We start from the raw sequence: 24,059 nt of genomic DNA on the forward strand, positions 1-24,059 counted from the left end.
CAAAATTCGTTCATAGTACCGTAAACGTTTACGGTGATCGAAAAGGAGCGAAAACCGTAGACTTTATGGAGGAGAATCCCATTTTGCGTGCAGTTTTGTGCGGATGCGGAGCTATGGCCAAAGGCTGGCTGAAAGCGATCGCGGACACCCCTGAAATCAGAGCCGCGGTTGATGTCGTCGGCCTCGTTGATGTCAACCCGATGGCGGCAAAGGCGCTTGCAGAAGAGTTCGGTCTGGTCGATGCCGTCATCGGTCGCGACCTCGGGGCCGTACTAGCAGAAACCTCGGCAGACATGGTTTTCGACGTCGTTATTCCCGCCGCCCGTCACGACGTCGTCGCAACCGCTCTGGCGCATGGATGCCATGTGCTGAGCGAGAAGCCGATGGCCTCCTCGATCGAGGAGGGGCGGTCAATGATCGCTCAGGCTGCCGCCGCCGGAAAAGTCCATGCCATCGTCCAGAACCGCCGCTTCATATCGGGCATTCGCCGCATCCGCCGGCTGGTCGAAAGCGGCGTGCTTGGTGAACTCACGGCCATCCACTGCGATTTCTTCATCGGTGCGCATTTCGGCGGTTTTCGCGAAGAGATGGACAACGTGCTTTTGCTCGACATGGCGATCCACACGTTCGACGCCGCCCGCTTCGTTGCCGGCAAGGTGCCGGTCGCCGTCTATTGCCAAGAAAGCAACCCGCGCGGCTCGTGGTATGCGCATGGTGCCGCAGCCAATGCGATCTTCGAATTCAAGGATGACGTCACCTTTACCTATCGCGGCTCGTGGTGTGCCGAAGGTGCCAATACCAGTTGGGAAAGTCAGTGGCGGGTCATCGGCACGCAGGGCACGCTGCTCTGGGACGGCGCCGAGGATTTCCAGGCGCGCAGGGTGGCGGGAACGGAGGGCTTCCTTCGGCCGGTCGATGCCATTCCGGTACCCGAGCCCGCCAATGAGGGAGAGACCCATGGCCATGCCAGCGTCATCGCCGATTTTCTTGCTGCCATCAGAACCGGCCGCACGCCCGAAACGGTGAGCAACGACAATATCAACAGCCTTGCCATGGTGTTCGCGGCGATCGAAAGCGCCCGCACCCGGCAGCGCGTGACCCTATGAACAGGACAATTTCATGAGCAATCCGGCAAAAGCCATCCGCATCGGCACCATGATCAGCGCATCCGGCGGCAAGGCTGCGACACGCATCGGGCAGGTCGCGGACATGGGTTTCGAGAGCTTCGAGCCCTTCTTCTGGCAGACGACCAACGGCCAGAACCTCGCCGAACTCGGCAAGCGCTGCGTCGAGGCGATCGGCGATCGCGACATCACCATCTCGACGCTCGGCATGTTCGGCAATCCGCTGGAGACGACGGATATCGATCGCGACACGCTGCAGGGCTGGAAGGATTGCATCGACAATGCCCATCACTTCGGCGCCACCTGCGTTGCGGGCTTTACGGGAAGGATTCGCAATGCACCGCTGACCGACAGCCTGCCGCGCTATAAGGAAATCTGGAGCGAACTTGCCAGGCGCGCCGCCGACAAGGGCGTGAAGATCGCGTTCGAGAATTGCGCCATGGACGGCAACTGGGCGACAGGCGACTGGAATATCGCGCACAATCCGGACGCCTGGGAACTGATCTTCAACGAAACGCCGGACGACCATATCGGGCTCGAATGGGAGCCCTGCCACCAGATGGTCTATCTGATCGAGCCCATCCCGCAGATCCGCAAATGGGCGCATAAGATTTTCCATGTGCACGGCAAGGACGCGACGATCCGCTGGGATGTCATCCGCGAGCACGGCATTTTCGGCAAGGAAAAGTTCGTCTTCATGCGCACGCCGGGTTTCGGCGACACCAATTGGACGGACGTTATTTCCGAGCTGCGGCTTGCCGGCTGGTCCGGTTCCATCGACATCGAAGGCTGGCATGATCCGGTCTATCGCGATGCTTTGGAAATGACCGGCCAGGTTCACGGCCTCAACTATCTGAAGGCTTGCCGGGGCGGCGACTTCGTCGTCGATCCAGCCTGACCGGTCAGGCCGGTCTGAAGGGACTGAAATGGACTGAGGAAGGCCGGCATGGAGGATGACGGCCGATAAGGATAACCAACAGGAGGAAACTATGGGTATCCGCAAATATGCAGTCATCGGTGCGCTGGCGCTTGCAGGCGTGTCGCTGTTTGGCCTGTCCGCCAAGGCGGAAGACGTCAAGCTTACTGTCTGGTCTCTCGACCGTGATATTCAGCCGGCGCCAAATCTGGTGGCCGACTTCAACAAGCTCAACAACGGCATCCAGATAGAGTATCGGCAGATCCAGTTCGATGATGTGGTCAGCGAGGCCATGCGCGCCTATTCGACCGGGCAGGCGCCGGACATCATCGCCATCGACAATCCGGAACATGCGCTGTTTTCGTCGCGCGGCGCCTTCCTCGATCTCACCGACATGATCTCGACATCGACCGTGATCAAGCCGGAGAACTATTTCCCCGGGCCGCTGAAATCGGTCGAGTGGGACGGCAAATATTACGGCGTGCCGAAGGCGACGAACACGATCGCGCTTTACTACAACAAGGACATGTTCAAGGCGAAGGGGCTTGATCCGAACAAGCCGCCGCAGACCTGGGACGAACTGGTGGATGCGGCGCGCAAGCTGACCGATCCAGCCGCCAACGTCTATGGTCTTGCATTCTCTGCCAAGGCCAACGAGGAGGGCACGTTCCAGTTCCTGCCCTGGGCGCAGATGGGTGGTGGCAGCTATGAGAACATCAATACCGAAGGCGCTGTAAAAGCGCTCGAAATCTGGAAGACGATCATCGATGAGAAACTCGCTTCGCCCGACACGCTGACGCGTGGCCAGTGGGATTCGACCGGTACCTTCAATTCCGGCAACGCCGCCATGGTGATCTCCGGCCCATGGGAACTCGACCGCATGACGCAGGAGGCGAAGTTCGACTGGGGCGTGACGCTGCTTCCGGTGCCGCAGGAAGGCGCTGAACGCTCCTCGGCCATGGGCGACTTCAACTGGGCGATCTTCGCTTCCTCCAAGCATCCGCAGGAAGCTTTCAAGGCGCTCGAATATTTCGCGTCGCAGGACGACAAGATGTTCAAGAACTACGGCCAGCTTCCGGCCCGTTCCGACATCTCGATCCCCGAGACCGGCGAGCCACTCAAGGACGCGGCTCTCAAGGTCTTCCTCGAACAGCTGAAACACGCCAAGCCCCGCGGCCCGCATCCGGAATGGCCGAAGATCTCCAAGGCCATCCAGGATGCGATCCAGGCGGCGCTGACCGGTCAGGCGACCCCGAAGGACGCGCTTGATCAGGCAGCCGAAAAGATCAAGGCTGTCCTGGGCTGATCTGACAGACGATGAAGCGGCTCTTGATGCTCTTCTCCCCCGGCTGGGAGAAGAGCCGAGAAGAGCGAGACGATGAGGGGATGTGAGCGTCGGTCGACGCGACTGCCCCGGGCACAATTGAGGACAGCCTATGCCGCACTCTCCCTCATCTAGTCCTGCGGGGCGCCTTCTTCCCTCTGGGGAGAAGAAATCAAACCGGATGGCTCACGCGCCATCCAGCATTTCCTCCCGGAAGGGGTTGTCGTCCGCACAAGCGCCCGGCAGCCCCGTTCGGGACGTCGGAGGTCCCATGAAGAGGCTCCTGTCCAGCGTCAGGGACGGCCGCGGTTTCGATATCGTGCTGGTCGCCTTCCCGCTCGGCTTCCTGTTTCTGATGGCGGGGCTGCCGCTGCTCTATAACGTGTTGATGAGCTTTCAGGAGGTCGACATGTTCAGCCTCGGCACGTTCCTGCGCCCCTTTGTTGGCTTGAAGAACTATCGCGATCTGTTCGCCCAGCCGGAAACGATGCCGATCCTTGCCAATACGGCGATCTTCGTCGCCGGCTCGATCGCCGGACAGTTTCTCATCGGCTTCGGGCTCGCGCTGTTCTTCTGGGTCAATTTTCCCGGCGCCTCCTGGTTGCGCGGCCTGTTCCTCGTCTCCTGGGTCATGCCGGGCCTCGTCGTCGGCGCCATCTGGAACTGGATCCTGTCGGGTGACTTCGGTGTCCTCAATTTCATTCTGAGGGAAAGCGGCATCATTTCCGGCAATATCTTCTGGCGCTCCGATCCGAACTATTCGCTCTCTGCCGTCATCATCGCCAATATCTGGCTCGGCACCGCGTTCAACATGATCCTCCTCTCGGTCGGCCTCGCGGGTATTCCCGCTGATCTCTACGAGGCCGCTGAACTCGATGGCGCGAATGCCTGGCAACGCTTCTGGACGATCACCCTGCCGATGATGCGCTCCACCATCGGCGCCATCATCGCGCTCGGCCTGATCTTCACGCTGCAGCAATTCGACCTCTTCGCGGCGATCACCTCCGGCGGGCCGAACAATTCGTCCAATGTCACGCAATACTGGGCCTGGGAGCAGTCGTTCCGGCAGTATGACTTTGCCAAGGGCGCGACGATTTCGGTCCTGATGATCATCTTCGTCATGATCGCCTCGGTCGTCTATGTCCGCTCGACACGTCATGAGGTGCGCGGATGAGCGACACTGCCCGCAACCGTCTGATGTTCGTGATCGCCATCGTCATGGCGGCGATTTACCTCTTTCCGCTCTACTGGATGTACATCACCGCGCTTAAAAGCGGATCGGAGATGTTCGCCACGCCGCCGACTTTCTGGCCGTCCGTGCCGCAGTGGAGCACCTATGCCTATGTCTGGGAAAGCCGGGGCATGGGGCGCTATCTCTGGAACTCGCTGGTCATCGCCTCCGGAGCCGTGGTGCTGATCACGGTGCTCGGCGTCGGCTGCGCCTATGTGCTGGCGCGCTACCGCAATGTCTGGGTCGACATCGGCCTGTTCCTGATCCTCATGCTGCAGGTCCTGCCGGCCTCCTTGATGATCACGCCGATCTTCGTCGGCTTCTCGCAGATCGGCATGCTTGAGTATCCTCGACTTGCCGTCATCATCGCCATTGCCGCCAAGAGCATGCCGTTCTTCGTCGTCTTGGTGCGCGCCACCTTCATGGCCGTGCCGATGGAATTGGAAGAGGCGGCACTGGTCGACGGCAACTCGCGTGTGGGCGCTTTCTTCAACATCGTTTTGCCGCTTGCCCGCAACGGCATTCTCGTCAGCGCCATCCTGATCTTCATGCAGGCCTTCGGCGAGTTCGTCTATTCGAAGTCGATCATCCAGGCCGTGGAACTGCAACCCGCCAGCGTCGGGCTTAATTCCTTCATGGGACCGAACACCAATGAGTGGAACAACATCATGGCCTACGCCACGATGTACGTGACCCCCATCCTCGCCATCTTCGTGCTGCTGCAGCGGCGCATCGTCTCCGGCCTTACCTCGGGAGCCATCAAATGACCAAGCAGATCGAACTCTCGGGAGTGAACAAATATTACGGTGCCTACCACGCGCTGAAGAATATCGATCTCAGCATCGAGAAGGGGACCTTCGTCGCGCTCGTCGGCCCTTCCGGCTGCGGCAAATCTACGCTGCTGCGTTCGCTGGCCGGGCTTGAGAGCATTTCGACGGGCGACTTGAAGATTGCCGGTGAACTGATGAACAAGGTGCCGCCGCGCAAGCGCGACATCGCCATGGTGTTCCAGTCCTACGCGCTCTACCCGCACATGACCGTCGAGCAGAACCTCACCTACAGCCTTCGCATTCGCGGTGTCGCCAAGGCCGAGGCCAAGAAAGCAGCCGAAGACGTGGCGGCGACGACAGGCCTGTCGCACCTCCTCAAGAGGTATCCGCGCGAGCTTTCGGGCGGCCAGCGCCAGCGCGTCGCCATGAGCCGCGCCATCATTCGTCATCCAAAGGCCTTCCTGTTCGATGAGCCGCTGTCCAATCTCGATGCGGCGCTGCGCGTCCATATGCGCAAGGAAATCCGCACTTTGCACGACCGCCTGCACGCCACTTCCGTCTATGTGACGCATGACCAGATCGAGGCGATGACGATGGCCGACCATGTGGTGGTGATGAAGGACGGCGTGATCGAGCAGCAGGGCGCACCGCTGGAACTCTATGACCGGCCAGCCAATAAATTCGTCGCCGGCTTCATCGGTTCGCCGGCGATGAACTTCGTGCCTGCGATGGTCGGCGAGGATGGCCGCTCGCTGGCGGTCGATGTCGGCGAAAAGCAGACCATTGCGCTCGATCGCCAGCTCCAGCCCGGCCGCAAGGTGACGGCGGGGCTTCGGCCGGAGCATCTGCATTTCGTCGAGCCGGGGCAGGGCGTCTTCCGCCTGCCGGTCGGGATCGTCGAGACCACCGGCTCTGCGACCTATATCACCACTTCGACCGCGACGGAGGTGACGATTGTCGATACCACCCGCAGGCCGGTCAGAGCCGGTGACGTCATCGACGTATCGATCCGCCCTGGAGATGTGCATGTCTTTGACAGCGAGACGGGTTTGAGGGTCTGAAGCCAGATTAAACCGAGTTTGGTTTTTTCTGTATAAAAATACGTTTCCTGCCCTTGACAAGCGGGGACCCCGCGATGTTCCTTGTCGGCAAACGGATGCGGACCATAGCCGCGACAGGGAGGAATGACATGGGTGGACTTCTGGCCGGCAAACGCGCCGTGATCACGGCAGCAGCGCAAGGCATCGGCCGCGCCGCAGCCGAAGCGTTCCAGCGGGAAGGTGCGATCGTCACGGCGACCGACATCAACGAGGAAAAACTGGCCGAGCTTTCCGCCCTTGGCATGAACGTCGCGAAACTCGATGTCATGAATGCGGATGCGATCTCTGCCTTTGCGGCGGAGACCGGAACCATCGACGTCCTGTTCAACTGCGCCGGTGTCGTCCACGCCGGTACGATCCTCGAGGCCAGCGAGCGGGACTATGATTTCGCCTTCGATCTCAACGTCAAGTCGATGTTCCGGCTCATCCGCGCCTTCCTGCCGGGCATGATCGCAAACGGTGGCGGTTCGATCATCAACATGTCGTCGGTCGCCGGCGTCCCCATGGGCGTGCCGAACCGCTTCACCTATTCGGCCAGCAAGGCGGCGGTGATCGGCCTCACCAAGTCGATCGCCCTCGACTACATCAAGCAGGGCATACGCTGCAACGCGATCGCGCCCGGCACGGTGCAATCGCCCTCACTCGAGGAGCGGATGAAGGCGCAAGGGAACTATGAGGAAGCCCGCGCCGCCTTCATCGCCCGCCAGCCGATGGGGCGCATCGGTCAGCCGGAGGAAATCGCGGCGCTTGCCGTCTATCTCGGCAGCGATGTTTCCAACTATACGACGGGCCAGGTGCACGTCATCGACGGCGGCATGAGCCTGTAGTCTCGCGAACTGCCGTCCTTTTGGGGCGCTGCTGCTATACATATGCAGACGGGGGCGATAGTCTTGGCCGATCCAGGGAAGGCGCGCAGCAATCGCATGACACCGAAAGAATCCACCGGTCTCCATCCCGTGCTGAGGATCGATTTTCCTCATGCCGAGCGGCTGGGGCGGGGCAAGATTGCGCTGCTCGAACACATCCGCGAGACCGGCTCGATTTCCGCGGCGGGCCGCGCCATGGACATGTCCTATCGGCGGGCCTGGCTGCTGGTGAGCGCTCTCAACGGCATGTTCAAGGAGGATGCGGTCTTGTCGCAGCGCGGCGGAAAACAGGGCGGCGGCGCGGTCGTCACGCCTTTCGGAGAAGAACTGATCCGCCGTTTCCGGGCGATGGAGGAAAAGGCGGAGGCGGCACTTTCGGGAGAACTGGCCTGGCTGGAGAGCAACCGCAATCCCCACACGCCGCCGGCCGGTAATCCGGTCACAGATCCAGCGCAACGCTCTTGATGATGGCGTGAACCGGCTTGCCAGCCTGCAGGCCGAGCAGGTCGCGCGAAAGCGTGGTTACCCGAGACATGATCGTCACGCCGCCGCAATCCAGACGCACATCCACCATGCCCTGTACCGCCTCGCCGACCCTCACGATCGTGCCCGGCAGGATGTTGAGCGCGCTCAGGCCTTCCGGCCGGCTGGTGGCCAGCATCACGTCGCGGGCCGCGATCTGGAGGCGCACCGCCTTTCCGGCCGGAGCATCCAGATGCGGCACCCGGATCTGCACGCGGCCTGCGCGAATGACCGTGATCTGATGCTTGGCGTCCGTGTGGCCGACAATACCCTCGATCAGCGCACCCGCTTCGCGGCGGCTGACTGCCGATGATGGTGCGCTCAAGATCGTCGCCGCATCCCCGGACGCGCTGATCCGGCCGCTTTCGAGCACGATGACCCTGTTGGCCAAACGCGCGACTTCGGCGACCGAGTGGCTGACATAAACGATCGGAATTCCCGTTTCGTCCCGCAACCGTTCCAGATAGGGCAGGATTTCCGCCTTGCGCTCGTCGTCGAGCGCGGCCAGTGGCTCGTCCATCAACAGCAGGCGCGGGTTGGAGAGCAGCGCCCGGCCGATGGCGATGCGCTGTTTTTCGCCGCCCGATAGATTTGCCGGTGCTCGGTCCAGAAGTGCGCCGACGCCGAGCAGATCGACGATCCTGTTAAAATTCGGTTCTTTATGCGTGTGCCTTGCAAACCAGCGGCCATAGCCGAGATTGTGCCGGACGCTCAAATGCGGGAAAAGCCGCGCCTCCTGAAAGACATAACCGAAGCGGCGTTTGTGCGGCGGCACAAAAACACGGGCCTCGCTATCGACCAGAACATCGCCGTTGAACGCGAGCCGACCGCGATCGGGGTGCAGCAACCCGGCAATGGCGTTGATCAGCGAGGTTTTGCCCGATCCGGAACGACCGAAGAGCGCTGTCACGCCCCTATCCGCGCAGAATGCAGCCTCGATGGAGAACGCGCCAAGGCGATGGCGGATATCGACCTCAAGGCTCATGCGACGTCCACCTTCTTCGCCGCGAGGTTTGCAAGAACTTCCGAGACCATCAGTGCTGCCATGGAGATGACGATGGAAAAGATCGTCAGGCGAAACGCGCCGGCGTCGCCGCCGGGAACCTGCGTGAAGGTATAGATCGCCGAGGAAAGCGTCTGGGTTTCGCCGGGGATATTGGAAACGAAGGTGATCGTCGCGCCGAATTCCCCCATCGCCTTGGCAAAAGCGAGGATCATGCCGGCAATGATGCCGGGCAGGACGAGGGGTAGCGTGACCGTCAGGAAAACCCAGACAGGGCCGGCTCCCAGCGTTGCGGCCGCCTGCTCAAGCCTGCGGTCGACCGCCTCGATCGATAGCCGGATGCTGCGCACCATCAGCGGAAAGGCCATGATGGCGCAGGCAAGTGCTGCCCCCGTCCAGCGGAAGGAAAAGACAAGGCCGGTGTATTCGGCGAGAAACGCGCCGATCGGCCCGCGTTTTCCAAACAGGATCAGCAGAAGAAAACCGGTCACGACCGGCGGCAGGACCAGCGGAAGGTGAACGATGCCGTTGACGACGGCTTTTCCCCAGAAGCGGCCGCGCGCCAGGATCAACGCAACGCCGATCGCCAAGGGCAGGCTGGCGAACATGGCGACAAACGACACGCGCAGGCTAAGGCGGATCGCCGTCCACTCCGCGTCGCTCAAAATCAGCCAATCCAAATGCCGTGCTCCCGTCGTTGGCGGCAGACGATAGGCGCTCTGTCCATTGGCGGATAGAGCGCGCCCCATCCTTATTTCAGGATGGTAAAGCCCTGCGCGTCGAAGAGAGCCGCAGCCTTGGCCGACTTGATGAAATCGACATAAGCAGCAGCGTCCGGGTTCTTGCTCTCGGCCGTGATGGCAATCGGGTAAACGATCGGCGGATGGCTGTCTTCGGGGAAGGTGCCGGCAATCTTCACGCCTTTGTCAGCGGCGGCATCCGTCCGGTAGACGATACCATAGGGTGCTTCGCCCTTGGAAACCAGAAGAAGGGCGGCGCGGACGTTTTCTGCGCCGGCCACATTCTTTTCGACGGAAGACCAGATACCGAGCTTTTCGAGCGCGGCCTTGCCGTATTTGCCGGCAGGAACGGAATCGACGGCGCCCATCGCAAGTTTCTCGTCGCCAAGCAGGCCCTTCAGGTCGAAGCCTTGCTTGATATCAATGGGAGCGGCGTCTTGGCTACCGGTCACCAGCACGAGGCGGTTGCCGAGCAGGTTGGCGCGTGTGTCGTCCTTGATCAGCTTCCTTTCGGCAACATAGTCCATCCAGGCCAGATCGGCCGAGATGAAGACATCGGCCGGCGCGCCGGCCTCGATCTGCTTGGCGAGCGCCGAGCTTGCAGCGTAGGAGACGGTCGTTTCCGTGCCGGTTTCCTTCTGCCATTCGGCGTTGACGGCATCGAGCGCGTTCTTCAGGCTGGCCGCAGCAAAGACGGTAACTTTTTCCGCCGCGGCTGCCGGTTGCACCAGCGGCATTCCGCTGATCCAGAGAGCAGCGATGGTGGCTCCAAGAAATTTCAGCAAGGTTCGACGTTCTGTGCGCATGCGGTTCCCCCAATGGTCGAGATATTCCTGTAGATATAACGGTGTATCGCGATTGGCTAGCATTATATTTCAGCAAATATATTGAAAGTCATTCGCAGCTGCTTGACGTTCACGCTTGCCATGGACCATTCCGGCGTTAAATTCGGCGGCGCCCGACGGACGGGAATGGAGAGGCCGGAAAACGCAATGGAATCGAATGTGAAGCTCGAGAAAAGCTGGAAAGCCGTCTTGGTGCCGGAATTCTCCAGCCCCTACATGGCCGAGCTGAAGGCATTCCTCCTCCAGGAAAAACGCAACGGCAAACAGATTTTCCCCAAGGGACCGGAGTATTTCCGAGCCCTCGACCTTACGCCGCTCGATAAGGTGCGAGTCGTCATTCTCGGGCAGGATCCCTATCATGGCGAGGGCCAGGCGCACGGGCTGTCATTCAGCGTCAAACCCGGCCTGCGGTTGCCGCCGTCGCTCGTGAATATCTACAAGGAATTGCAGAGCGACCTCGGCATTCCGCCCGCCCGCCATGGTTTTCTCGAAAGCTGGGCGCGTCAGGGTGTGCTGTTGCTCAACAGCGTTTTGACGGTTGAGCGCGCGATCGCGGCGTCCCATCAGGGCAAGGGCTGGGAACGGTTCACTGATGCGATCATCCGTGCGATCAACGAGCAGGAGCATCCGGTCGTCTTCATCCTGTGGGGATCCTATGCACAGAAGAAGGCTGCTTTCGTCGATCGGTCGCGCCATCTCGTGATCCGCTCGCCGCACCCATCGCCGCTGTCAGCCCATAACGGTTTCTTCGGCAGCAAGCCCTTTTCCAAGGCCAACGACTTCCTCGTTGCGAATGGGCGCGAGCCCATCGAATGGGCGCTGCCAGCCAATCCCGAGGCTCAAGTCAGCGTCTGAGAGGATGGCGGTTCCGGCGATTTGGCCTTCCTGCGGGCGACGACACTTTCGCGCCAGACCGTGAAAATCCCGGCGCAGACGACGACAGCCGATCCGGCAATCACATTGAGCCCGATCGTTTCGCCGAATATGACGACGCCGATGATCGAGGCGAAGACGAGCTGAAGATAGGTCAGCGGCTGGACTTCGGCCGCGTCGAGCAGTTCATAGGCCTTGATCAGGAAAAAGTGACTGGTCGTTCCGGTGATGCAGAGCAGTAGCATCCAGGCCCAGTCCTGTAGTGCGAGCGGCGTCCAGTAGAAGGGGCCGACGGCGGTGATCGCCACGGCACCAGCGACGCCCGTGTAGAAGAAGCTCGTCATGGCGGTATCGTCGCGGCTGACCAGCCGCGTCGAGATCACGTAGATCGCAAAGATCAGCGATGACGAGATCGGGATAAGAAGCTTGAGATCGAAGTTGCCGCCGCCCGGTTTCAGGATCAAGAGAACGCCCAGCAAGCCGATGATGATCGCCGTCCAACGCCGCCAGCCGACGCGCTCGCCGAGAATCGGCATTGAGAGAAGGGCGACGAAAAGTGGCCCGGAGGAGAAGATCGCCTGCGAATGCGCAAGGCCGACCGTGGCAAACGAAAAGATGACGATGACGATCTGGAAGGCAAGCAGGACACCACGCAAAATCTGCAGGACCGGCCTCTTCGTTTTCGCCGCAGCCGAAAGACCGCCTCGTGACCGTGCGGCGAGCGCGATTGCAAAAGCGGCAAAGGCCCAGTAGCGGATCATGGTGATCAGGACGGGTGGATAGAGGCCGCCCAAATGCTTGGAAATCGCGTCCTGAATCGAGAAAATCGAGATCGCAAGCAGGACGAAGATGTAGCCGGTTCGCTTCGAAGTCATGAGAACGGTCTTACACGTGCAGCGGAGCGCGCGGCCACGCCATTTTTGCAGCGCAGCATGGAATGTTTCGAACAGGCGTTTTCCGGCAACACGCGCGACGTGGCGCCGCGCGTGTTGCCGCGCAGCCTATTCCTCGCGGAATGTATGCTGCATCTGTTCGGTCAGCGGTTTTGCGAGGTAGGACAGCACGGTGCGGTCGGCGATCTTGATGAAGACCTCCGCGGGCATGCCCGGATAGAGCGACAGGCCCTTCAACTGGGCAAGGCTTTCCGGCTTCGGCTTGATGCGCAGCGGATAGTAGGTCACGCCGGTACGCTCGTCGGTGACGAGGTCCGGCGCGATGGTGACGACTTCGGCCTCGACGATCGGCGTGGTGCGCTGGTTGAAGGCGCTGAAGCGGATTTCAACTGGCTGCCCCAAGCGTATCTGGTCGATGTCGTGCGTGGCGATCTTAGCCTCGACCGTCAGGCCGTCCGCGCCAGGGACGACGAGCATCAACACCTCACCGGGATTGATGACGCCGTTCACCGTATGCACGGCGAGCTGGTAGATCCGTCCCTCCAGCGGCGAGGTGATGTCGAGGCGTTTGAGCTGGTCCTGGGCGGCGACGCGGCGATCTTCGTATTCAGCGATCTTGCCCTCGACATCAGTCAGTTCCTTGGCGTTCTCGGTGCGGCGGTCCTCATCAAGCTGCAGGATCTGCAGGTCGATCTCGCTGGATTTGCCAGCGGCCTGTGCCCGGGCGGCGATGCGCGCACCGCGATCACCTTCAAGCTGGGCGCGGTCGCGCTTGAGTTCGGTCAACCGCTGCATGGAAACGAGGCCCTGGCCATAGAGCTTGTCGAGACCCGACAGTTCCTCACCGATCAGCTTCAGCGCATCCTCGATGGCACCCAGCTGAACCGTCAGGCCCTTGGTTTCGTCGGCCAGCTGGCCCTTGCGCGATGCGAGCTGGCTTTTCATGCCGACAAGCGCGTTCTTGCGGCTGATGAAGAGCTTGCGCTCGCTTTCTTCGAGAAGGGCGGCAGGTGTGCTTGAGCCTGATGTGAGCGCGTTCAGGTCTTCCGGGATGGTGAATTCGTCGGCGCCGGTCTGCTCGGCCAGCAGGCGGGCGCGGCGGGCGTAAAGCTGCGCCAGGGTGTTCTGCACGATCGACAGGTTGGCGCGAACGGTCGTGCCATCAAGCTTGATCAGGGTCTGCCCGGCGGTGACGCTATCGCCTTCCTTCACCAGTACGTCGCCGACGATGCCGCCGGTCAGGTGCTGGATTTTCTTGACGTTGTTCTCGACCACGACGGTGCCGGCAGCCACGATCGCGCTCGACAGTTCGGTCGTTGCCGCCCAGCCACCAACACCGACGACGAGGGCGAGGCCAAGGATCGAGACGGCGGTCATGTGCCGGGCGAGTGAACGGCGGGAGTTCACCGGTTTTGTTTCCACGGAGATATCGGTCACGATGCGGACTCCTGTCCTTCACCCACGACTTTCAGCGAGGCGGGGCCGGCAATTTGCGGCTGGCGGTCTTGCTTGCGCAGGATCTGCGCAAGCACCTGATCCTTCGGCCCGAAGGCCTGCATCCGTCCTTCGCTCATCATCAACACCATATCGGCGGCGGCAAGCGCACTCGGTCGGTGGGCGACGACGATGACGATGCCGCTGCGGGCGCGCACACCCATAATCGATTCGGTTAGCGCCTGCTCGCCTTCGGCGTCGAGGTTGGAGTTGGGCTCGTCGAGAACCACCAGGAAGGGGTCGCCGTAGAGGGCGCGTGCCAGCGCGATACGCTGGCGCTGGCCGGCGGAAAGCGCCGCACCACCTTCGCCGATTTCGGTTTCGTAGCCGTTCGGCAGTTTCAGAATGAGATCGTGGACGCGCGCGGCGCGGGCGGCGGAAACGACGGCCTCGGCCGTGGCGTTGTCTGCAAAACGCGCGATGTTCTGTGCTACGGTACCGGCGAACAATTCGACATCCTGCGGCAGATAGCCGATATAGCGGCCCAGCCTGTCGGTATCCCACTGGTCGAGCGCAGCACCGTCAAGCCGGACAGAGCCACGATAGCATGGCCAGATGCCGATCAGCGCGCGAGCGAGCGATGACTTGCCCGAAGCACTTGGGCCGATGACGCCGAGCGCGCTGCCGGCCTGCACGGCGAAATTGACGTCGGCGAAGGTCAGGCGCTGCGCCCCGGGCGGGCCGCCGGCGAGATTTTCGGCGCTCAGTTTTTCCTTCGGCACGGGCAGTTCCAGCGGCGCGTCGCGCTCCGGCAGAGCGGTCAGCAGATCCTTCAGCCTCTGCCGGCTTTGCATGGCGGAAACGAAACCGCGCCAGTTGCCGATCGCCAGTTCAACCGGGGCAAGCGCACGTGCCGTCAGGATTGAACCGGCGATGATGATGCCCGGAGAAGCCGAGCCCTCGATGACAAGAACGGCGCCGGTGGCGAGAACTGCGGATTGCAGCGCCATGCGGAACACCTTGGAGAGCGCGCCATAGCCATTGCCGACGTCGGACGTTTCGCGGTTCTGTTCCCGGTAATTGTTGTTTCGCAGGTCCCAGAGCTGTGACATGCGGCCGAGCATGCCCATCGCCTGCATGACTTCGGCATTGCGCTGCGAGGACTGAGCGAAGGCGTTGCGCTGGTTGCCGGCCTCCGATGCTTTCTTGGAGGGCGCCTGGGTGCCGCGATTGGTAAGGAACGTCAGCGTGATCAGGATGATCGAGCCGACGACCGCGACGATACCGATCCAGTAATGGAACATGAAGCAGATGGCGATATAAAGCGGCAGCCAGGGCAGATCGAGGAAAGCTGCCGGGCCTGATCCCGAGAGGAACGAGCGGATCTGGTCGAAATCGCGCAATGCCTGCAGGCCGTCGCCCTGCGTGCGCAATTTCAACGGAGCCTGAACCACGGCGCGATAGATGCGGCCGCTCACGGCTTCATCGAGCGCGCCGGCAATTCGCACGAACATGCGGCCGCGCACCATTTCGAAGGCACCTTGGAAAGCATAGAGCAACAGAGCCAGCAAGCAGAGCGCGATAAGGGTCGGGATGCTTCTGCTCGGCAGTACCCGGTCATAGACCTCCAGCATGAAGAAGGAGCCCGTGAGGTAGAGAATATTGACAAGAGCGCTTGCAATGAACACGCCGACGAAGGCCATCTTGCAGTCGCGCAAGGCCTGAATCGGATCCGTAATGCTCTGGTTATTTTTCGAATGTTTCACTGTAGAGGTCCTCGCGAGACGTCTGCCGCCTCAATGGAATGCACCAGTGTGCCACAATTAAAGTCGCATGACCCGTGGGTCTGTCGCCTGGGGAACATGCTTTTGCGCCGTCGTTTCCGGCTCTTTTGCGCTAAATATATGAATTTTTCGCGTTCTTTATGGAACTTTCTGAACATTGCCATAGTTTCCGCCGCGTTTCTCGAAAATATTTATTGTGTCTAATCGGATATTTAGGCTGTAGCTCAGGTGGTCAGGCGCTTGCGCAGCCTTGCCTCAGTCCGGTCAATCGGCCAAAGACGAGGACGCGGCGTGACAAGGGCTTGGGCATGAAAAACGTTCTGATCGTGGGTATCGGCACCGGCAATCCGGAACATATGACCATTCAGGCGATCAACGCGCTGAACAGTGCCGACGTTTTGTTCATCCCCACGAAGGGCGAGGCAAAGGCGCAGCTTGCCGATATCCGCCGCGATATCGTGTCGCGTTATGTCACACGGCCGCAGAGCCGCGTCGTCGAGTTCGCGATCCCCGTCCGTCAGACGGCGGAGCGCTCCTACCACCAGAGTGTCGATCAGTGGCATGCCGCAATCGCTACGGCTTATGAACGGTTGCTGCTCGAAGAGCTGAAGCACGGCCAGACCGGCGCCTTTCTCGTCTGGGGCGATCCGATGCTCTATGACAGCACGATCCGCATCGTCGAGCGGGTTCGCGCCCTGGGCACGGTGACCTTCGACTATTCGGTCATTCCCGGCATCACCAGCATCCAGGCCTTGGCCGCCAGCCACCGGATACCGCTCAATCTCGTTGGCAAGCCGGTGGAGATCACCACGGGGCGCCGGCTTGCCGAGAGCTTTCCGGAGAAAACCGAGACGGCAGTCGTCATGCTGGATGGCGAGCAAGCCTTCATGACGATCGAGGATCCGGATGCGCGGATCTACTGGGGCGCCTATCTCGGCACGGCGCAGGAAATCGTTATCTCCGGCCGGCTCGCCGACGTGAAAGGTGAAATCCTGAAAACCCGGGCGGAAGCAAGGGCACGGCACGGCTGGATCATGGATATCTATCTCCTGCAAAAGGGCAGGGATTTCGAGGAATAGCGACCGGCGCGGTCGACCCCGTTGTCCGCCGTGTCGCATGGCGACTGGTTTGTCCCTGTTATAGAATGCTATATGGACGGATCGGACGGCGATCTGAAACAACAGGCCGCGCCTTTGATGAAATGGGGGATGACCAGCCAACCGCGATGACGATCTGTGCTGCACCAGTTGAGAATCCGGCCGGACATCGATCCTCGATGCGCCGCGGCGCTTGTCCGTCGCTGGCAACGCCGATGGTGACGGGCGACGGCCTTCTCGTGCGCCTGCGCCCGGCAAAGCCTGGCTTTGCGCTGCGCGAGTTGATTGCCATGGCGGAGGCTGCCGAAGTCTGCGGAAATGGCATTCTGGAAGTCACGGCTCGAGGAAGCCTGCAGATCCGTGGTCTGAGAGCGGAGACCGTGTCGCTCCTTGCCATGAAAATCGCCGAAGTCGGCATCGAAATTACCGAGGGTCTCGCAATTGAAACGCCGCCGCTTGCGGGGTTGGATCCCTCCGAGATCGTCAATCCCCTGCCTCTCGCTGCGCAACTGCGGGCGACGGTTGCGGCATGTGAGCCACGGCTTGCTCTTGCGCCGAAATTGTCGATCACGGTTGACGGTGGCGGGCACCTGCATCTCGGAGAGATAACCGCCGATATCCGCCTGCGCGCCGTCCGCATCGGCAGAAAAACGCTGTGGCTGCTGGCCCTTGCCGGGACGGAAGCGACATCCAGGCGGATCGCCTTGTTGGATGAGTTGGCGGTCGTCCCGGCCGTTATGACCATTCTGGAAACGCTTGCCGCGATGGGCGACAGTGCCCGCGCGCGCGACATCGACGCCGCTGCGTTGCGGGCCAGCCTCGTTTCGATGGCCGATGTCGATGCAGTCGAGCGAGTGGAGCCTGCGCCAAATTCCTCCGGTATCCACGACCTTGGCGCAGATCGCACGGCGTTGGGCGTTGGTCTGTCCTTCGGTCAAATCCGTTCGCATGAGCTCAGAATATTCCTTGAGGCGCTGGAGATTTTCGGCGCGACGGAAATCCGGCTGGCGCCCGATCATGCGCTCATGGTGCTCGGGATAGCCCCCGATCGGATCGCCGCCGCACAGGCATTGGCGCTCGGTCACGGTATGCGGGCCTTTCCGGGCGATCCGCGCAATCACATTGCCGCCTGCGCCGGTATCGCCGCCTGTGCTTCGGCTTTGATTGATACACGGGCCGTCGCGCAACAGGTGATCGAGGCCGCGCCCTCGCTTCTCGATGGCTCGCTGACCGTCCACGTCTCCGGCTGCGCAAAAGGTTGCGCCAAACCCTCCGCCTCGGCGCTGACGATCACGGCTGCGCCAATGGGCTATGGCCTTGTCGTAAATGGCCCTGCCTCGGCCGCGCCGAACGCCTACATCGAAGAGAAAACGATAAGATCCGCGATGGAACGCCTCGAGGCGCTGGTGCGGCAGAGGAAACGGGCTGGCGAATCGGCACGGTCCTGCCTTACACGGCTCGGAGCGGAGGTCATCACCGCCGCGGTTCAACAGGGATAGAGATGCCTGAATACGATTATATCCGGGATGGCGACGCCATCTACGAGCGGTCCTTTGCCATTATCCGCAGCGAGGCCGATCTTTCCCGTTTTTCCGAAGACGAGGCCGATCTCGCGGTTCGCATGGTGCATGCCTGCGGATTGGTGGAGGCGGCCCAGTATTTCGAATTCGCCCCCGGTTTCGTTTCGGCTGCCCGCAATGCTCTCAAGAACGGCGCACCGATCTTCTGCGATGCCTTCATGGTTTCCCACGGCATCACGCGCGCGCGCCTGCCGGCCGATAACGACGTGATCTGCACCCTTCGCGAGCCACAGACCGCCGACATCGCGCGCGAGATCGGCAATACCCGCTCGGCGGCGGCGTTGAAGCTCTGGGTCCAGCGTCTGGCCGGCTCCGTGGTTGCCATCGGCAATGCGCCGACGGCGCTGTTCTATCTCCTGGAACTGTTGCGTGACGGCGCGCCGAAACCGGCAGCGATCATCGGCATGCCGGTCGGTTTTGTCGGGGCAGCGGAATCCAAGGATGCGCTGGCTGAAAATTCCTATGGCGTGCCCTATGCCATCGTGCGCGGCCGGCTTGGCGGCAGCGCGATGACGGCGGCCGCCGTCAATTCGCTGGCGAGGCCGGGCCTTTGAGCGCGCTTTCTCCAGGCAGGCTGATCGGTGTCGGCACCGGTCCGGGTGATCCCGAACTCCTTACCCTCAAGGCCGTCCGGGCGCTGGAAGCAGCCGATGTGCTCGCCTATTTCGCCAAGGAAGGGCGGCGCGGCAACGGCCGCGCCGTGGTCGAGGGACTGCTGAAGCCGGGCCTGATCGAACTGCCGCTCTACTATCCGGTGACGGTCGAGATCGACAAGGAGCAAGACGACTACAAGAGCCAGATCACCGGCTTTTACGACGCATCGGCCGCTGCCGTTGCAGAGCACCTGGAGGCAGGGCGCACGGTTGCGATCCTCAGCGAAGGTGACCCGATGTTTTACGGCTCCTATATGCATCTGCATGTGCGCCTTGCAGGGCGCTTCCCGGTGGAGGTCATTCCGGGCATCACCGCCATGTCCGGCTGCTGGTCGCTCGCCGGCCTGCCGATCGTGCAGGGCGATGATGTCCTCTCCGTCCTTCCCGGTACCATGGCCGAGACGCAGCTCGTTCGCCGTCTCGGCGATACGGAGGCTGCCGTGATCATGAAGGTCGGCCGCAACCTGCCGAAAATCCGCCGGGCGCTCGCAGCCGCCGGCAAGCTCAGCCAGGCCGTCTATGTCGAACGGGGCACGATGGCCAATTCCGCCATGGTCCCGCTTGCCGAAAAGGCCGATGACGAGGCGCCCTATTTCTCACTGGTGCTGGTGCCCGGCTGGAAGGACAGGCCATGAGCGGCACGCTTTTTGTGATCGGCACCGGGCCTGGCGGTCCGCAGCAGATGACGCCGGAGGCGGTCGATGCCGTGTCGAAATCGACGGATTTCTTTGGCTATGGTCCGTATCTCGATCGCTTGTCGCTGCGGCCGGATCAGAACCGTATCGCCTCGGATAACCGCGAGGAACTCGATCGCGCTCAGGCGGCGCTTCGCCATGCGGCTGAAGGAACCAATGTCTGCGTCGTTTCCGGCGGCGACCCCGGCGTCTTCGCCATGGCCGCAGCCATCTGCGAGGCGATCGACAAGGGGCCGGACGAATGGCGCGGGATCGACCTCGTCGTCACACCCGGCGTCACCGCGATGCTCGCCGTCGCCGCTCGCATCGGCGCGCCGCTTGGCCATGATTTCTGCGCCATTTCGCTTTCGGATAACCTCAAGCCGTGGGACGTCATCACGCGCCGGCTGAAGCTGGTGGCGGAGGCCGGTCTGGTGATCGCGCTCTATAATCCGATCAGCAAGGCGCGGCCCTGGCAACTGGGCGAAGCCTTCGACATCCTGCGCACGGTGCTGCCCGGGGAAACGCCGGTGATCTTCGGCCGCGCCGCCGGCCGCGCCGATGAGCGCATGCTGGTCATGCCACTCGCAACCGCCAACGCGCAGGAGGCCGACATGGCGACTTGCGTCATCATCGGTTCGCCGGAAACGCGGATCATCCCACGTCCGGGCAAAGCAGACCTCGTCTACACGCCGCGGTTCATTTCCGGGGAGAAAAGGTGATCGACAAGGCCGAGCGCTTCTTCGACGGTACCCACGGTGCGGACATCGGCCGGTTGCTGGCGCTCGACCATGATCACCTCGATGCCGAGCGCGCGGGCGGCCGCGATCTTGCCGTAGGTCGCCGTGCCGCCGCTGTTCTTGGCGACGATGACCTCGATCCTGTTGTCCATCAGAAGCTTCCTTTCCGCCTCTTCCTCGAACGGACCGGTCGCGAGCAGGTAACGTGCATGGGGAACGCCGAGCGGCGGCGTAACGGGATCGACACTGCGGATCAGGTAGCGGTGCTGCGGCGCGCTTTCGAAGTGGAAAGCCTCCTGCCGGCCGATGGCGAGAAAGACATGTCTCGGTGTTTCGCCCAGTGCTCCGGCTGCAGCAATAACCGAAGAAACGCTGGTCCAGCGATCGCCGGGCTGCCGTTTCCAGCCGGGACGGCGCAGGGAAAAAAAAGAAATTCCGGTTTCTTTTGCCGCCAACGCCGCGTTCTGCGAAATCCGCGCCGCGAAGGGATGCGTCGCGTCGATCAGGAGGTTGAACTTTTCCGCCTTGAGGAATTGGGCAAGTCCGTCGCTGCCGCCGAAGCCGCCGCTGCGCACGGGTACCGGTTGAGCCATGGGCTCGGCCGTGCGCCCTGCCAGCGAAAGCAGCACGTCGCAATCCACGCGGTGTGCCAAGGCGGCCGCCAGATTGCGCGCTTCGGTCGTGCCGCCGAGGATCAGGATGCGGTGTCTGCTCATGTCTGACGGTCAGTCCCTGTCTTCCGGCAACAATATGCCCTGGCTGACGATCGTCGGCCTCGGCGAAGATGGTTTAGCGGGTCTGGGCGACGAGGCCAAGCGTTGCATCGCCGCGGCTTCGATCGTCTTCGGCGGGGCGCGTCATCTGGAATTGGCCGGGCCATCGATCCATGGCGAGCGCCATGTGTGGCTGAGCCCGTTCGAGCGCTCTGTTGAAGCTGTCATCGCGCTTCGTGGCACGCCCGTCGTGGTACTCGCCTCCGGCGACCCGTTCTTCTTCGGCGTCGGCGGCACGCTCGCCCGGCACATCGATCCTTCCGAGATGCGGGTGTTCCCGGCACCGTCCTCTTTCAGCCTGGCAGCCTCTCGTCTTGGTTGGGCGCTGCAGGACACGGTGACTGTGTCCCTGCATGGCCGGCCCATCGATCTGATCCGGCCGCATCTTCAGCCGGGCAACCGCGTGCTTGCGCTGACCTCGGACGAGCATGGCCCGGCGGCACTTGCTGCGTTGCTTGCCGCGAGTGGGTTTGGCCAATCGAAATTGACCGTGCTCGAGGCTTTGGGCGGGGTGCATGAGCGGGTTACCGCACAGATTGCGTCTGACTTTTCCTTGAACGCCATCAACCCGCTGAACATCTGCGCCGTCGAGGTCGTGGCGGGCGGAGGCGCGCGTGTCCTGCCGCTGACGAAGGGGCTGGATGACGGCCTGTTCGAACATGACGGCCAGATCACCAAGCGTGAAATCCGCGCGTTGACCCTGTCAGCGCTGGCGCCACGTCGTGGCGAATTGCTCTGGGATATCGGCGCCGGCTCCGGTTCGATCGGTATCGAATGGATGCTCTCCGATCCGGCCATGAAGGCAATCGCCATTGAGGGTTCCGCAGAGCGTGCGGAACGCATCAGGCGCAATGCCGCAAGTTTGGGTGTGCCGGGACTAACCATCGTTCAGGGCACTGCTCCTGCTGCGCTAACAGGGTTGCCAAGTCCGGACGCGATCTTCGTCGGCGGTGGCGGCAGCGAAGACGGTGTCATGGACGCAGCCCTTGCGGCCTTGAAGCCCGGTGGCCGCATGGTTGCGAATGCCGTCACGACACAGATGGAAGCCGTGCTTCTGGAACACCACGCCCGGCTGGGTGGCTCGCTCATCCGTATCGATATCGCCCGCGCTTCGCCCGTTGGCGCGATGACGGGCTGGCGTCCGGCGATGCCGGTCACGCAATGGTCATGGGTTAAGCCGTGACATTGGAATTTTCAAGAGGAAGCAGCATGACAGTTCATTTCATCGGCGCTGGCCCGGGTGCCGCAGACCTGATCACCGTTCGCGGCCGCGACCTGATCGCCCGCTGCCCGGTCTGCCTCTATGCCGGCTCGATCGTCTCGGTGGAACTGCTGCAATATTGCCCGAAGAGTGCGCGCATCGTCGATACCGCGCCGATGTCGCTCGATGAGATCGAGGCGGAATATCTGAAGGCCGCTGTGGCGGGCCATGATGTTGCGCGCCTGCATTCCGGCGATCTCTCGGTCTGGAGCGCCGTTGCCGAACAGATCCGCCGGCTGGAAAAACACGGGCTCGATTACACGATGACCCCCGGGGTTCCGGCGTTTGCGGCGGCGGCCGCCACCCTTGGCCGGGAACTCACCATTCCCGCCGTCGCCCAGAGCCTGGTGCTGACCCGTGTTTCCGGCCGCGCCTCGCCGATGCCGAATGCGGAGACGCTGGCCGGGTTCGGCGCCACCGGCGCGACGCTGGCAATCCATCTGGCGATCCACGCGCTCGGGCAGGTGGTGAAGGAACTGACACCCCTCTATGGCGCCGATTGCCCCGTCGCCATCGTCGTCAAGGCGTCCTGGCCGGACGAGCGCGTGGTGCGCGGAACGCTTGGCGATATCGAGGCGAAGGTTGCCGCCGATCCGATCGAGCGCACGGCACTGATCTTCGTCGGGCGGACATTGGACGCGGCCGGCTTTCGCGAGAGTTCGCTCTATGATGCGGCCTACCAGCGCCGGTTCCGCGGCCGCGAATAATTTCAGATATCCAACGCCGAAAGGTCGGGCTCCTGGCCCGTCGTCTTGCGCGGTACGTCCTTGCTGCCTTCGATGCGATCGCGGTAGAGCGCCGATTGGCCAAGCAGCATCAGCGTCACCGGCGTCGTCAGGATGATGAAGATGACGATCAGGATCTCGTGGAAAATCCAGCGGTCCCGCAGCACGGCAAAGGCGATCATCGATGCGAGGCAGATCAGGATGGTGCCGGCGCTGGAGCCGAGCGTCGGCGCATGCAGGCGCCCGTAGAAGGTTTTCAGCCTGATCAGCCCTATCGAGCCGACCAGGGTGATCGCCGAACCGGTGAGAAGCAGAAGGCAGACCGGGATCGCCGCCCAGACTGGAAGGTCGGTCAAATGGCTCATTCGATCACCTCGCCGCGCATCAGGAATTTGGCAAAGGCGATCGAGGAAACGAAGCCGAGCAGGGCGATGATCAGGGCCGTTTCGAAATAGATCGAATTGGCGGTGCGCATGCCGAATGTCAAAAGAAGCAGCATGGCGTTGATATAGAGCGCATCGAGACCAAGGATGCGATCCTGCGCGCGCGGACCCCGGACGATGCGAAACAGGGCGCATCCCATTGCCAGGCCAAGCAATATCTGAGAGGCGAGAATCGACCAGATGATGAAGAGTTCGTTCATTCGAATATCTCCTTCAGCGGGGCCTCGTAGCGGCGCCTGATCAGGTCTGACCAACGCTCTGCGTTTTCAAGGTCGAGGACGTGGATCGTGAGAACGCCGGTCTGCCGGTCGAATTCCAGCCATGCCGTGCCGGGCGTCGCCGTCAGGATGCAGGCGAGTAGCGCCAGCGCATTGTCATCACGCAGGCCGATGTCGATCGTCACGAAACCGGAATTCACCGGACGGCTCCTGCCACGCAGGATCACGCCCATGACCGCCAGATTGGAGCGAAACACATCGATGGCGACGTGTCCTGTCAGGACGGCAATCCGGCGAAATTTCCGCAGCCGGGTCTTGTCTGGCTGCAGGTTGACCATGATCCAGGCCCATGAAATACCGAGGGCGCTGCCGAGCATGATATGGCCGGGCGAAATCGACTGATTGATCAGCAGCCAGAGAGCAAGAAGCGACAAGGAGAGCAACGGATAGGGGAACCAGTAGCGCATGGC

The 24,059-nt window shown here is 62.0% G+C and carries 26 protein-coding genes; 16 read left to right on the forward strand and 10 right to left on the reverse strand.

Features of this window, described 5'->3' with window-relative positions:
• Positions 1 to 65: 65 nt before the first annotated feature.
• The 8 genes from ACSQ3F_RS09055 (at position 66) to ACSQ3F_RS09090 (ending at position 7,796) form a co-directional block, all read left to right on the forward strand.
• Positions 66 to 1,106, forward strand: coding sequence for a Gfo/Idh/MocA family protein (locus ACSQ3F_RS09055; protein WP_436099906.1), 1,041 nt, complete (start codon positions 66 to 68; stop codon positions 1,104 to 1,106).
• Between the two features lie 13 nt (positions 1,107 to 1,119).
• The gene (locus ACSQ3F_RS09060) at positions 1,120 to 2,022 is read left to right on the forward strand and encodes a sugar phosphate isomerase/epimerase family protein (protein ID WP_436099907.1); all 903 of its coding nucleotides are present in this window, start codon (positions 1,120 to 1,122) and stop codon (positions 2,020 to 2,022) included.
• Between the two features lie 91 nt (positions 2,023 to 2,113).
• Positions 2,114 to 3,346, forward strand: coding sequence for an ABC transporter substrate-binding protein (locus ACSQ3F_RS09065; protein ID WP_436099908.1), 1,233 nt, complete (start codon positions 2,114 to 2,116; stop codon positions 3,344 to 3,346).
• Positions 3,347 to 3,635: 289 nt separating this feature from the next.
• A complete protein-coding gene (locus ACSQ3F_RS09070; protein ID WP_436099909.1) occupies positions 3,636 to 4,538 on the forward strand; it encodes a carbohydrate ABC transporter permease in 903 nt (300 codons plus the stop codon).
• Entirely contained in the window at positions 4,535 to 5,362 is an 828-nt protein-coding gene (locus ACSQ3F_RS09075; protein WP_436099910.1) for a carbohydrate ABC transporter permease, read from the forward strand. Before ACSQ3F_RS09070 ends, ACSQ3F_RS09075 begins: the two co-directional genes overlap by 4 nt.
• The gene (locus tag ACSQ3F_RS09080; protein ID WP_436099911.1) at positions 5,359 to 6,426 is read left to right on the forward strand and encodes an ABC transporter ATP-binding protein; all 1,068 of its coding nucleotides are present in this window, start codon (positions 5,359 to 5,361) and stop codon (positions 6,424 to 6,426) included. The genes ACSQ3F_RS09075 and ACSQ3F_RS09080 overlap by 4 nt, the downstream gene beginning before the upstream one ends.
• A 128-nt stretch (positions 6,427 to 6,554) precedes the next feature.
• Positions 6,555 to 7,292, forward strand: a complete 738-nt coding sequence (locus ACSQ3F_RS09085) for an SDR family oxidoreductase (RefSeq protein WP_436099912.1) — start codon at positions 6,555 to 6,557, stop codon at positions 7,290 to 7,292.
• 96 nt (positions 7,293 to 7,388) lie between these two features.
• The gene (locus ACSQ3F_RS09090; protein WP_436099913.1) at positions 7,389 to 7,796 is read left to right on the forward strand and encodes a winged helix-turn-helix domain-containing protein; all 408 of its coding nucleotides are present in this window, start codon (positions 7,389 to 7,391) and stop codon (positions 7,794 to 7,796) included.
• On the opposite strand, the gene modC is transcribed toward ACSQ3F_RS09090, so the two are convergent.
• From modC to modA, 3 genes are all read right to left on the reverse strand, one after another.
• On the reverse strand, positions 7,771 to 8,838 hold the full coding sequence (modC, locus tag ACSQ3F_RS09095; protein ID WP_436099914.1) for a molybdenum ABC transporter ATP-binding protein: 1,068 nt from the start codon (positions 8,836 to 8,838) through the stop codon (positions 7,771 to 7,773). The two genes, ACSQ3F_RS09090 and modC, sit on opposite strands and share 26 nt — an antisense overlap.
• Positions 8,835 to 9,536 carry a molybdate ABC transporter permease subunit gene (gene modB, locus ACSQ3F_RS09100; protein WP_436099915.1) on the reverse strand — a complete coding sequence of 234 codons (702 nt, stop codon included), beginning with the start codon at positions 9,534 to 9,536 and terminating at the stop codon, positions 8,835 to 8,837. The genes modC and modB overlap by 4 nt, the downstream gene beginning before the upstream one ends.
• Before the next feature lie 71 nt (positions 9,537 to 9,607).
• Entirely contained in the window at positions 9,608 to 10,402 is a 795-nt protein-coding gene (gene modA, locus ACSQ3F_RS09105) for a molybdate ABC transporter substrate-binding protein (protein ID WP_436099916.1), read from the reverse strand.
• A gap of 186 nt (positions 10,403 to 10,588) precedes the next feature.
• Between modA and ung the strand changes: the two genes are divergently transcribed.
• Entirely contained in the window at positions 10,589 to 11,296 is a 708-nt protein-coding gene (gene ung, locus ACSQ3F_RS09110; RefSeq protein ID WP_436099917.1) for a uracil-DNA glycosylase, read from the forward strand.
• On the opposite strand, the gene ACSQ3F_RS09115 is transcribed toward ung, so the two are convergent.
• From ACSQ3F_RS09115 to ACSQ3F_RS09125, 3 genes are all read right to left on the reverse strand, one after another.
• Positions 11,281 to 12,189 (reverse strand): DMT family transporter, encoded by a 909-nt coding sequence (locus ACSQ3F_RS09115; protein ID WP_436099918.1) that lies wholly within the window; start codon positions 12,187 to 12,189, stop codon positions 11,281 to 11,283. The two genes, ung and ACSQ3F_RS09115, sit on opposite strands and share 16 nt — an antisense overlap.
• A gap of 126 nt (positions 12,190 to 12,315) precedes the next feature.
• Positions 12,316 to 13,584: an HlyD family type I secretion periplasmic adaptor subunit gene (locus ACSQ3F_RS09120; protein WP_436102090.1), complete on the reverse strand. Its 1,269-nt coding sequence runs from the start codon at positions 13,582 to 13,584 to the stop codon at positions 12,316 to 12,318.
• A gap of 56 nt (positions 13,585 to 13,640) precedes the next feature.
• Positions 13,641 to 15,407, reverse strand: a complete 1,767-nt coding sequence (locus ACSQ3F_RS09125) for a type I secretion system permease/ATPase (RefSeq protein WP_436099919.1) — start codon at positions 15,405 to 15,407, stop codon at positions 13,641 to 13,643.
• Between the two features lie 326 nt (positions 15,408 to 15,733).
• Here ACSQ3F_RS09125 and cobF point away from each other — a divergent pair, with 326 nt between their 5' ends.
• The 5 genes from cobF (at position 15,734) to ACSQ3F_RS09150 (ending at position 20,151) form a co-directional block, all read left to right on the forward strand.
• On the forward strand, positions 15,734 to 16,504 hold the full coding sequence (cobF, locus tag ACSQ3F_RS09130; protein ID WP_436099920.1) for a precorrin-6A synthase (deacetylating): 771 nt from the start codon (positions 15,734 to 15,736) through the stop codon (positions 16,502 to 16,504).
• 146 nt (positions 16,505 to 16,650) lie between these two features.
• Positions 16,651 to 18,021, forward strand: a complete 1,371-nt coding sequence (cobG, locus tag ACSQ3F_RS09135) for a precorrin-3B synthase (RefSeq protein ID WP_436099921.1) — start codon at positions 16,651 to 16,653, stop codon at positions 18,019 to 18,021.
• A gap of 2 nt (positions 18,022 to 18,023) precedes the next feature.
• Positions 18,024 to 18,656 (forward strand): precorrin-8X methylmutase, encoded by a 633-nt coding sequence (locus tag ACSQ3F_RS09140; protein ID WP_436099922.1) that lies wholly within the window; start codon positions 18,024 to 18,026, stop codon positions 18,654 to 18,656.
• On the forward strand, positions 18,653 to 19,390 hold the full coding sequence (locus ACSQ3F_RS09145) for a precorrin-2 C(20)-methyltransferase (protein WP_436099923.1): 738 nt from the start codon (positions 18,653 to 18,655) through the stop codon (positions 19,388 to 19,390). The genes ACSQ3F_RS09140 and ACSQ3F_RS09145 overlap by 4 nt, the downstream gene beginning before the upstream one ends.
• Positions 19,387 to 20,151, forward strand: a complete 765-nt coding sequence (locus ACSQ3F_RS09150) for a precorrin-3B C(17)-methyltransferase (protein WP_436099924.1) — start codon at positions 19,387 to 19,389, stop codon at positions 20,149 to 20,151. The genes ACSQ3F_RS09145 and ACSQ3F_RS09150 overlap by 4 nt, the downstream gene beginning before the upstream one ends.
• Here the strand turns inward: ACSQ3F_RS09150 and ACSQ3F_RS09155 are convergent.
• A complete protein-coding gene (locus ACSQ3F_RS09155; RefSeq protein WP_436099925.1) occupies positions 20,115 to 20,885 on the reverse strand; it encodes a cobalt-precorrin-6A reductase in 771 nt (256 codons plus the stop codon). The two genes, ACSQ3F_RS09150 and ACSQ3F_RS09155, sit on opposite strands and share 37 nt — an antisense overlap.
• Between ACSQ3F_RS09155 and cbiE the strand changes: the two genes are divergently transcribed.
• Together cbiE and cobM are read left to right on the forward strand one after the other, a co-directional pair.
• Complete coding sequence (cbiE, locus tag ACSQ3F_RS09160; protein ID WP_436099926.1) at positions 20,884 to 22,125, forward strand: precorrin-6y C5,15-methyltransferase (decarboxylating) subunit CbiE; 1,242 nt, start codon at positions 20,884 to 20,886, stop codon at positions 22,123 to 22,125. The genes ACSQ3F_RS09155 and cbiE overlap by 2 nt on opposite strands.
• Before the next feature lie 26 nt (positions 22,126 to 22,151).
• Positions 22,152 to 22,910, forward strand: coding sequence for a precorrin-4 C(11)-methyltransferase (cobM, locus tag ACSQ3F_RS09165; protein WP_436099927.1), 759 nt, complete (start codon positions 22,152 to 22,154; stop codon positions 22,908 to 22,910).
• A gap of 2 nt (positions 22,911 to 22,912) precedes the next feature.
• Here cobM and mnhG read toward each other — a convergent pair whose 3' ends face one another.
• Genes mnhG through ACSQ3F_RS09180 form a run of 3 tightly spaced genes read right to left on the reverse strand, consistent with a single transcriptional unit; the run spans position 22,913 to position 24,056 of the window.
• Positions 22,913 to 23,293 carry a monovalent cation/H(+) antiporter subunit G gene (mnhG, locus tag ACSQ3F_RS09170; protein WP_436099928.1) on the reverse strand — a complete coding sequence of 127 codons (381 nt, stop codon included), beginning with the start codon at positions 23,291 to 23,293 and terminating at the stop codon, positions 22,913 to 22,915.
• Positions 23,290 to 23,571 carry a K+/H+ antiporter subunit F gene (locus tag ACSQ3F_RS09175; protein ID WP_436099929.1) on the reverse strand — a complete coding sequence of 94 codons (282 nt, stop codon included), beginning with the start codon at positions 23,569 to 23,571 and terminating at the stop codon, positions 23,290 to 23,292. The genes mnhG and ACSQ3F_RS09175 overlap by 4 nt, the downstream gene beginning before the upstream one ends.
• The gene (locus ACSQ3F_RS09180) at positions 23,568 to 24,056 is read right to left on the reverse strand and encodes a Na+/H+ antiporter subunit E (protein ID WP_436099930.1); all 489 of its coding nucleotides are present in this window, start codon (positions 24,054 to 24,056) and stop codon (positions 23,568 to 23,570) included. Before ACSQ3F_RS09180 ends, ACSQ3F_RS09175 begins: the two co-directional genes overlap by 4 nt.
• Between the last annotated feature and the right edge of the window lie 3 nt (positions 24,057 to 24,059).

It is taken from the genome of Pararhizobium sp. LjRoot238, assembly GCF_964252955.1.
In the GTDB taxonomy this organism is placed as follows: domain Bacteria; phylum Pseudomonadota; class Alphaproteobacteria; order Rhizobiales; family Rhizobiaceae; genus Pararhizobium.

Bases quoted from the DNA above. Each gene is read 5' to 3' on its own strand.
- ACSQ3F_RS09055 (WP_436099906.1), top strand. From the start codon at position 66: ATGGAGGAGAATCCCATTTTGCGTGCAGTTTTGTGCGGATGCGGAGCT.
- ACSQ3F_RS09060 (WP_436099907.1), top strand. From the start codon at position 1,120: ATGAGCAATCCGGCAAAAGCCATCCGCATCGGCACCATGATCAGCGCA.
- ACSQ3F_RS09065 (WP_436099908.1), top strand. From the start codon at position 2,114: ATGGGTATCCGCAAATATGCAGTCATCGGTGCGCTGGCGCTTGCAGGC.
- ACSQ3F_RS09070 (WP_436099909.1), top strand. From the start codon at position 3,636: ATGAAGAGGCTCCTGTCCAGCGTCAGGGACGGCCGCGGTTTCGATATC.
- ACSQ3F_RS09075 (WP_436099910.1), top strand. From the start codon at position 4,535: ATGAGCGACACTGCCCGCAACCGTCTGATGTTCGTGATCGCCATCGTC.
- ACSQ3F_RS09080 (WP_436099911.1), top strand. From the start codon at position 5,359: ATGACCAAGCAGATCGAACTCTCGGGAGTGAACAAATATTACGGTGCC.
- ACSQ3F_RS09085 (WP_436099912.1), top strand. From the start codon at position 6,555: ATGGGTGGACTTCTGGCCGGCAAACGCGCCGTGATCACGGCAGCAGCG.
- ACSQ3F_RS09090 (WP_436099913.1), top strand. From the start codon at position 7,389: ATGACACCGAAAGAATCCACCGGTCTCCATCCCGTGCTGAGGATCGAT.
- modC (WP_436099914.1), bottom strand. From the start codon at position 8,838: ATGAGCCTTGAGGTCGATATCCGCCATCGCCTTGGCGCGTTCTCCATC.
- modA (WP_436099916.1), bottom strand. From the start codon at position 10,402: ATGCGCACAGAACGTCGAACCTTGCTGAAATTTCTTGGAGCCACCATC.
- ung (WP_436099917.1), top strand. From the start codon at position 10,589: ATGGAATCGAATGTGAAGCTCGAGAAAAGCTGGAAAGCCGTCTTGGTG.
- ACSQ3F_RS09115 (WP_436099918.1), bottom strand. From the start codon at position 12,189: ATGACTTCGAAGCGAACCGGCTACATCTTCGTCCTGCTTGCGATCTCG.
- ACSQ3F_RS09120 (WP_436102090.1), bottom strand. From the start codon at position 13,584: ATGACCGCCGTCTCGATCCTTGGCCTCGCCCTCGTCGTCGGTGTTGGT.
- cobF (WP_436099920.1), top strand. From the start codon at position 15,734: ATGAAAAACGTTCTGATCGTGGGTATCGGCACCGGCAATCCGGAACAT.
- cobG (WP_436099921.1), top strand. From the start codon at position 16,651: ATGACGATCTGTGCTGCACCAGTTGAGAATCCGGCCGGACATCGATCC.
- ACSQ3F_RS09140 (WP_436099922.1), top strand. From the start codon at position 18,024: ATGCCTGAATACGATTATATCCGGGATGGCGACGCCATCTACGAGCGG.
- ACSQ3F_RS09150 (WP_436099924.1), top strand. From the start codon at position 19,387: ATGAGCGGCACGCTTTTTGTGATCGGCACCGGGCCTGGCGGTCCGCAG.
- cbiE (WP_436099926.1), top strand. From the start codon at position 20,884: ATGTCTGACGGTCAGTCCCTGTCTTCCGGCAACAATATGCCCTGGCTG.
- ACSQ3F_RS09155 (WP_436099925.1), bottom strand. From the start codon at position 20,885: ATGAGCAGACACCGCATCCTGATCCTCGGCGGCACGACCGAAGCGCGC.
- cobM (WP_436099927.1), top strand. From the start codon at position 22,152: ATGACAGTTCATTTCATCGGCGCTGGCCCGGGTGCCGCAGACCTGATC.
- mnhG (WP_436099928.1), bottom strand. From the start codon at position 23,293: ATGAGCCATTTGACCGACCTTCCAGTCTGGGCGGCGATCCCGGTCTGC.
- ACSQ3F_RS09175 (WP_436099929.1), bottom strand. From the start codon at position 23,571: ATGAACGAACTCTTCATCATCTGGTCGATTCTCGCCTCTCAGATATTG.
- ACSQ3F_RS09180 (WP_436099930.1), bottom strand. From the start codon at position 24,056: ATGCGCTACTGGTTCCCCTATCCGTTGCTCTCCTTGTCGCTTCTTGCT.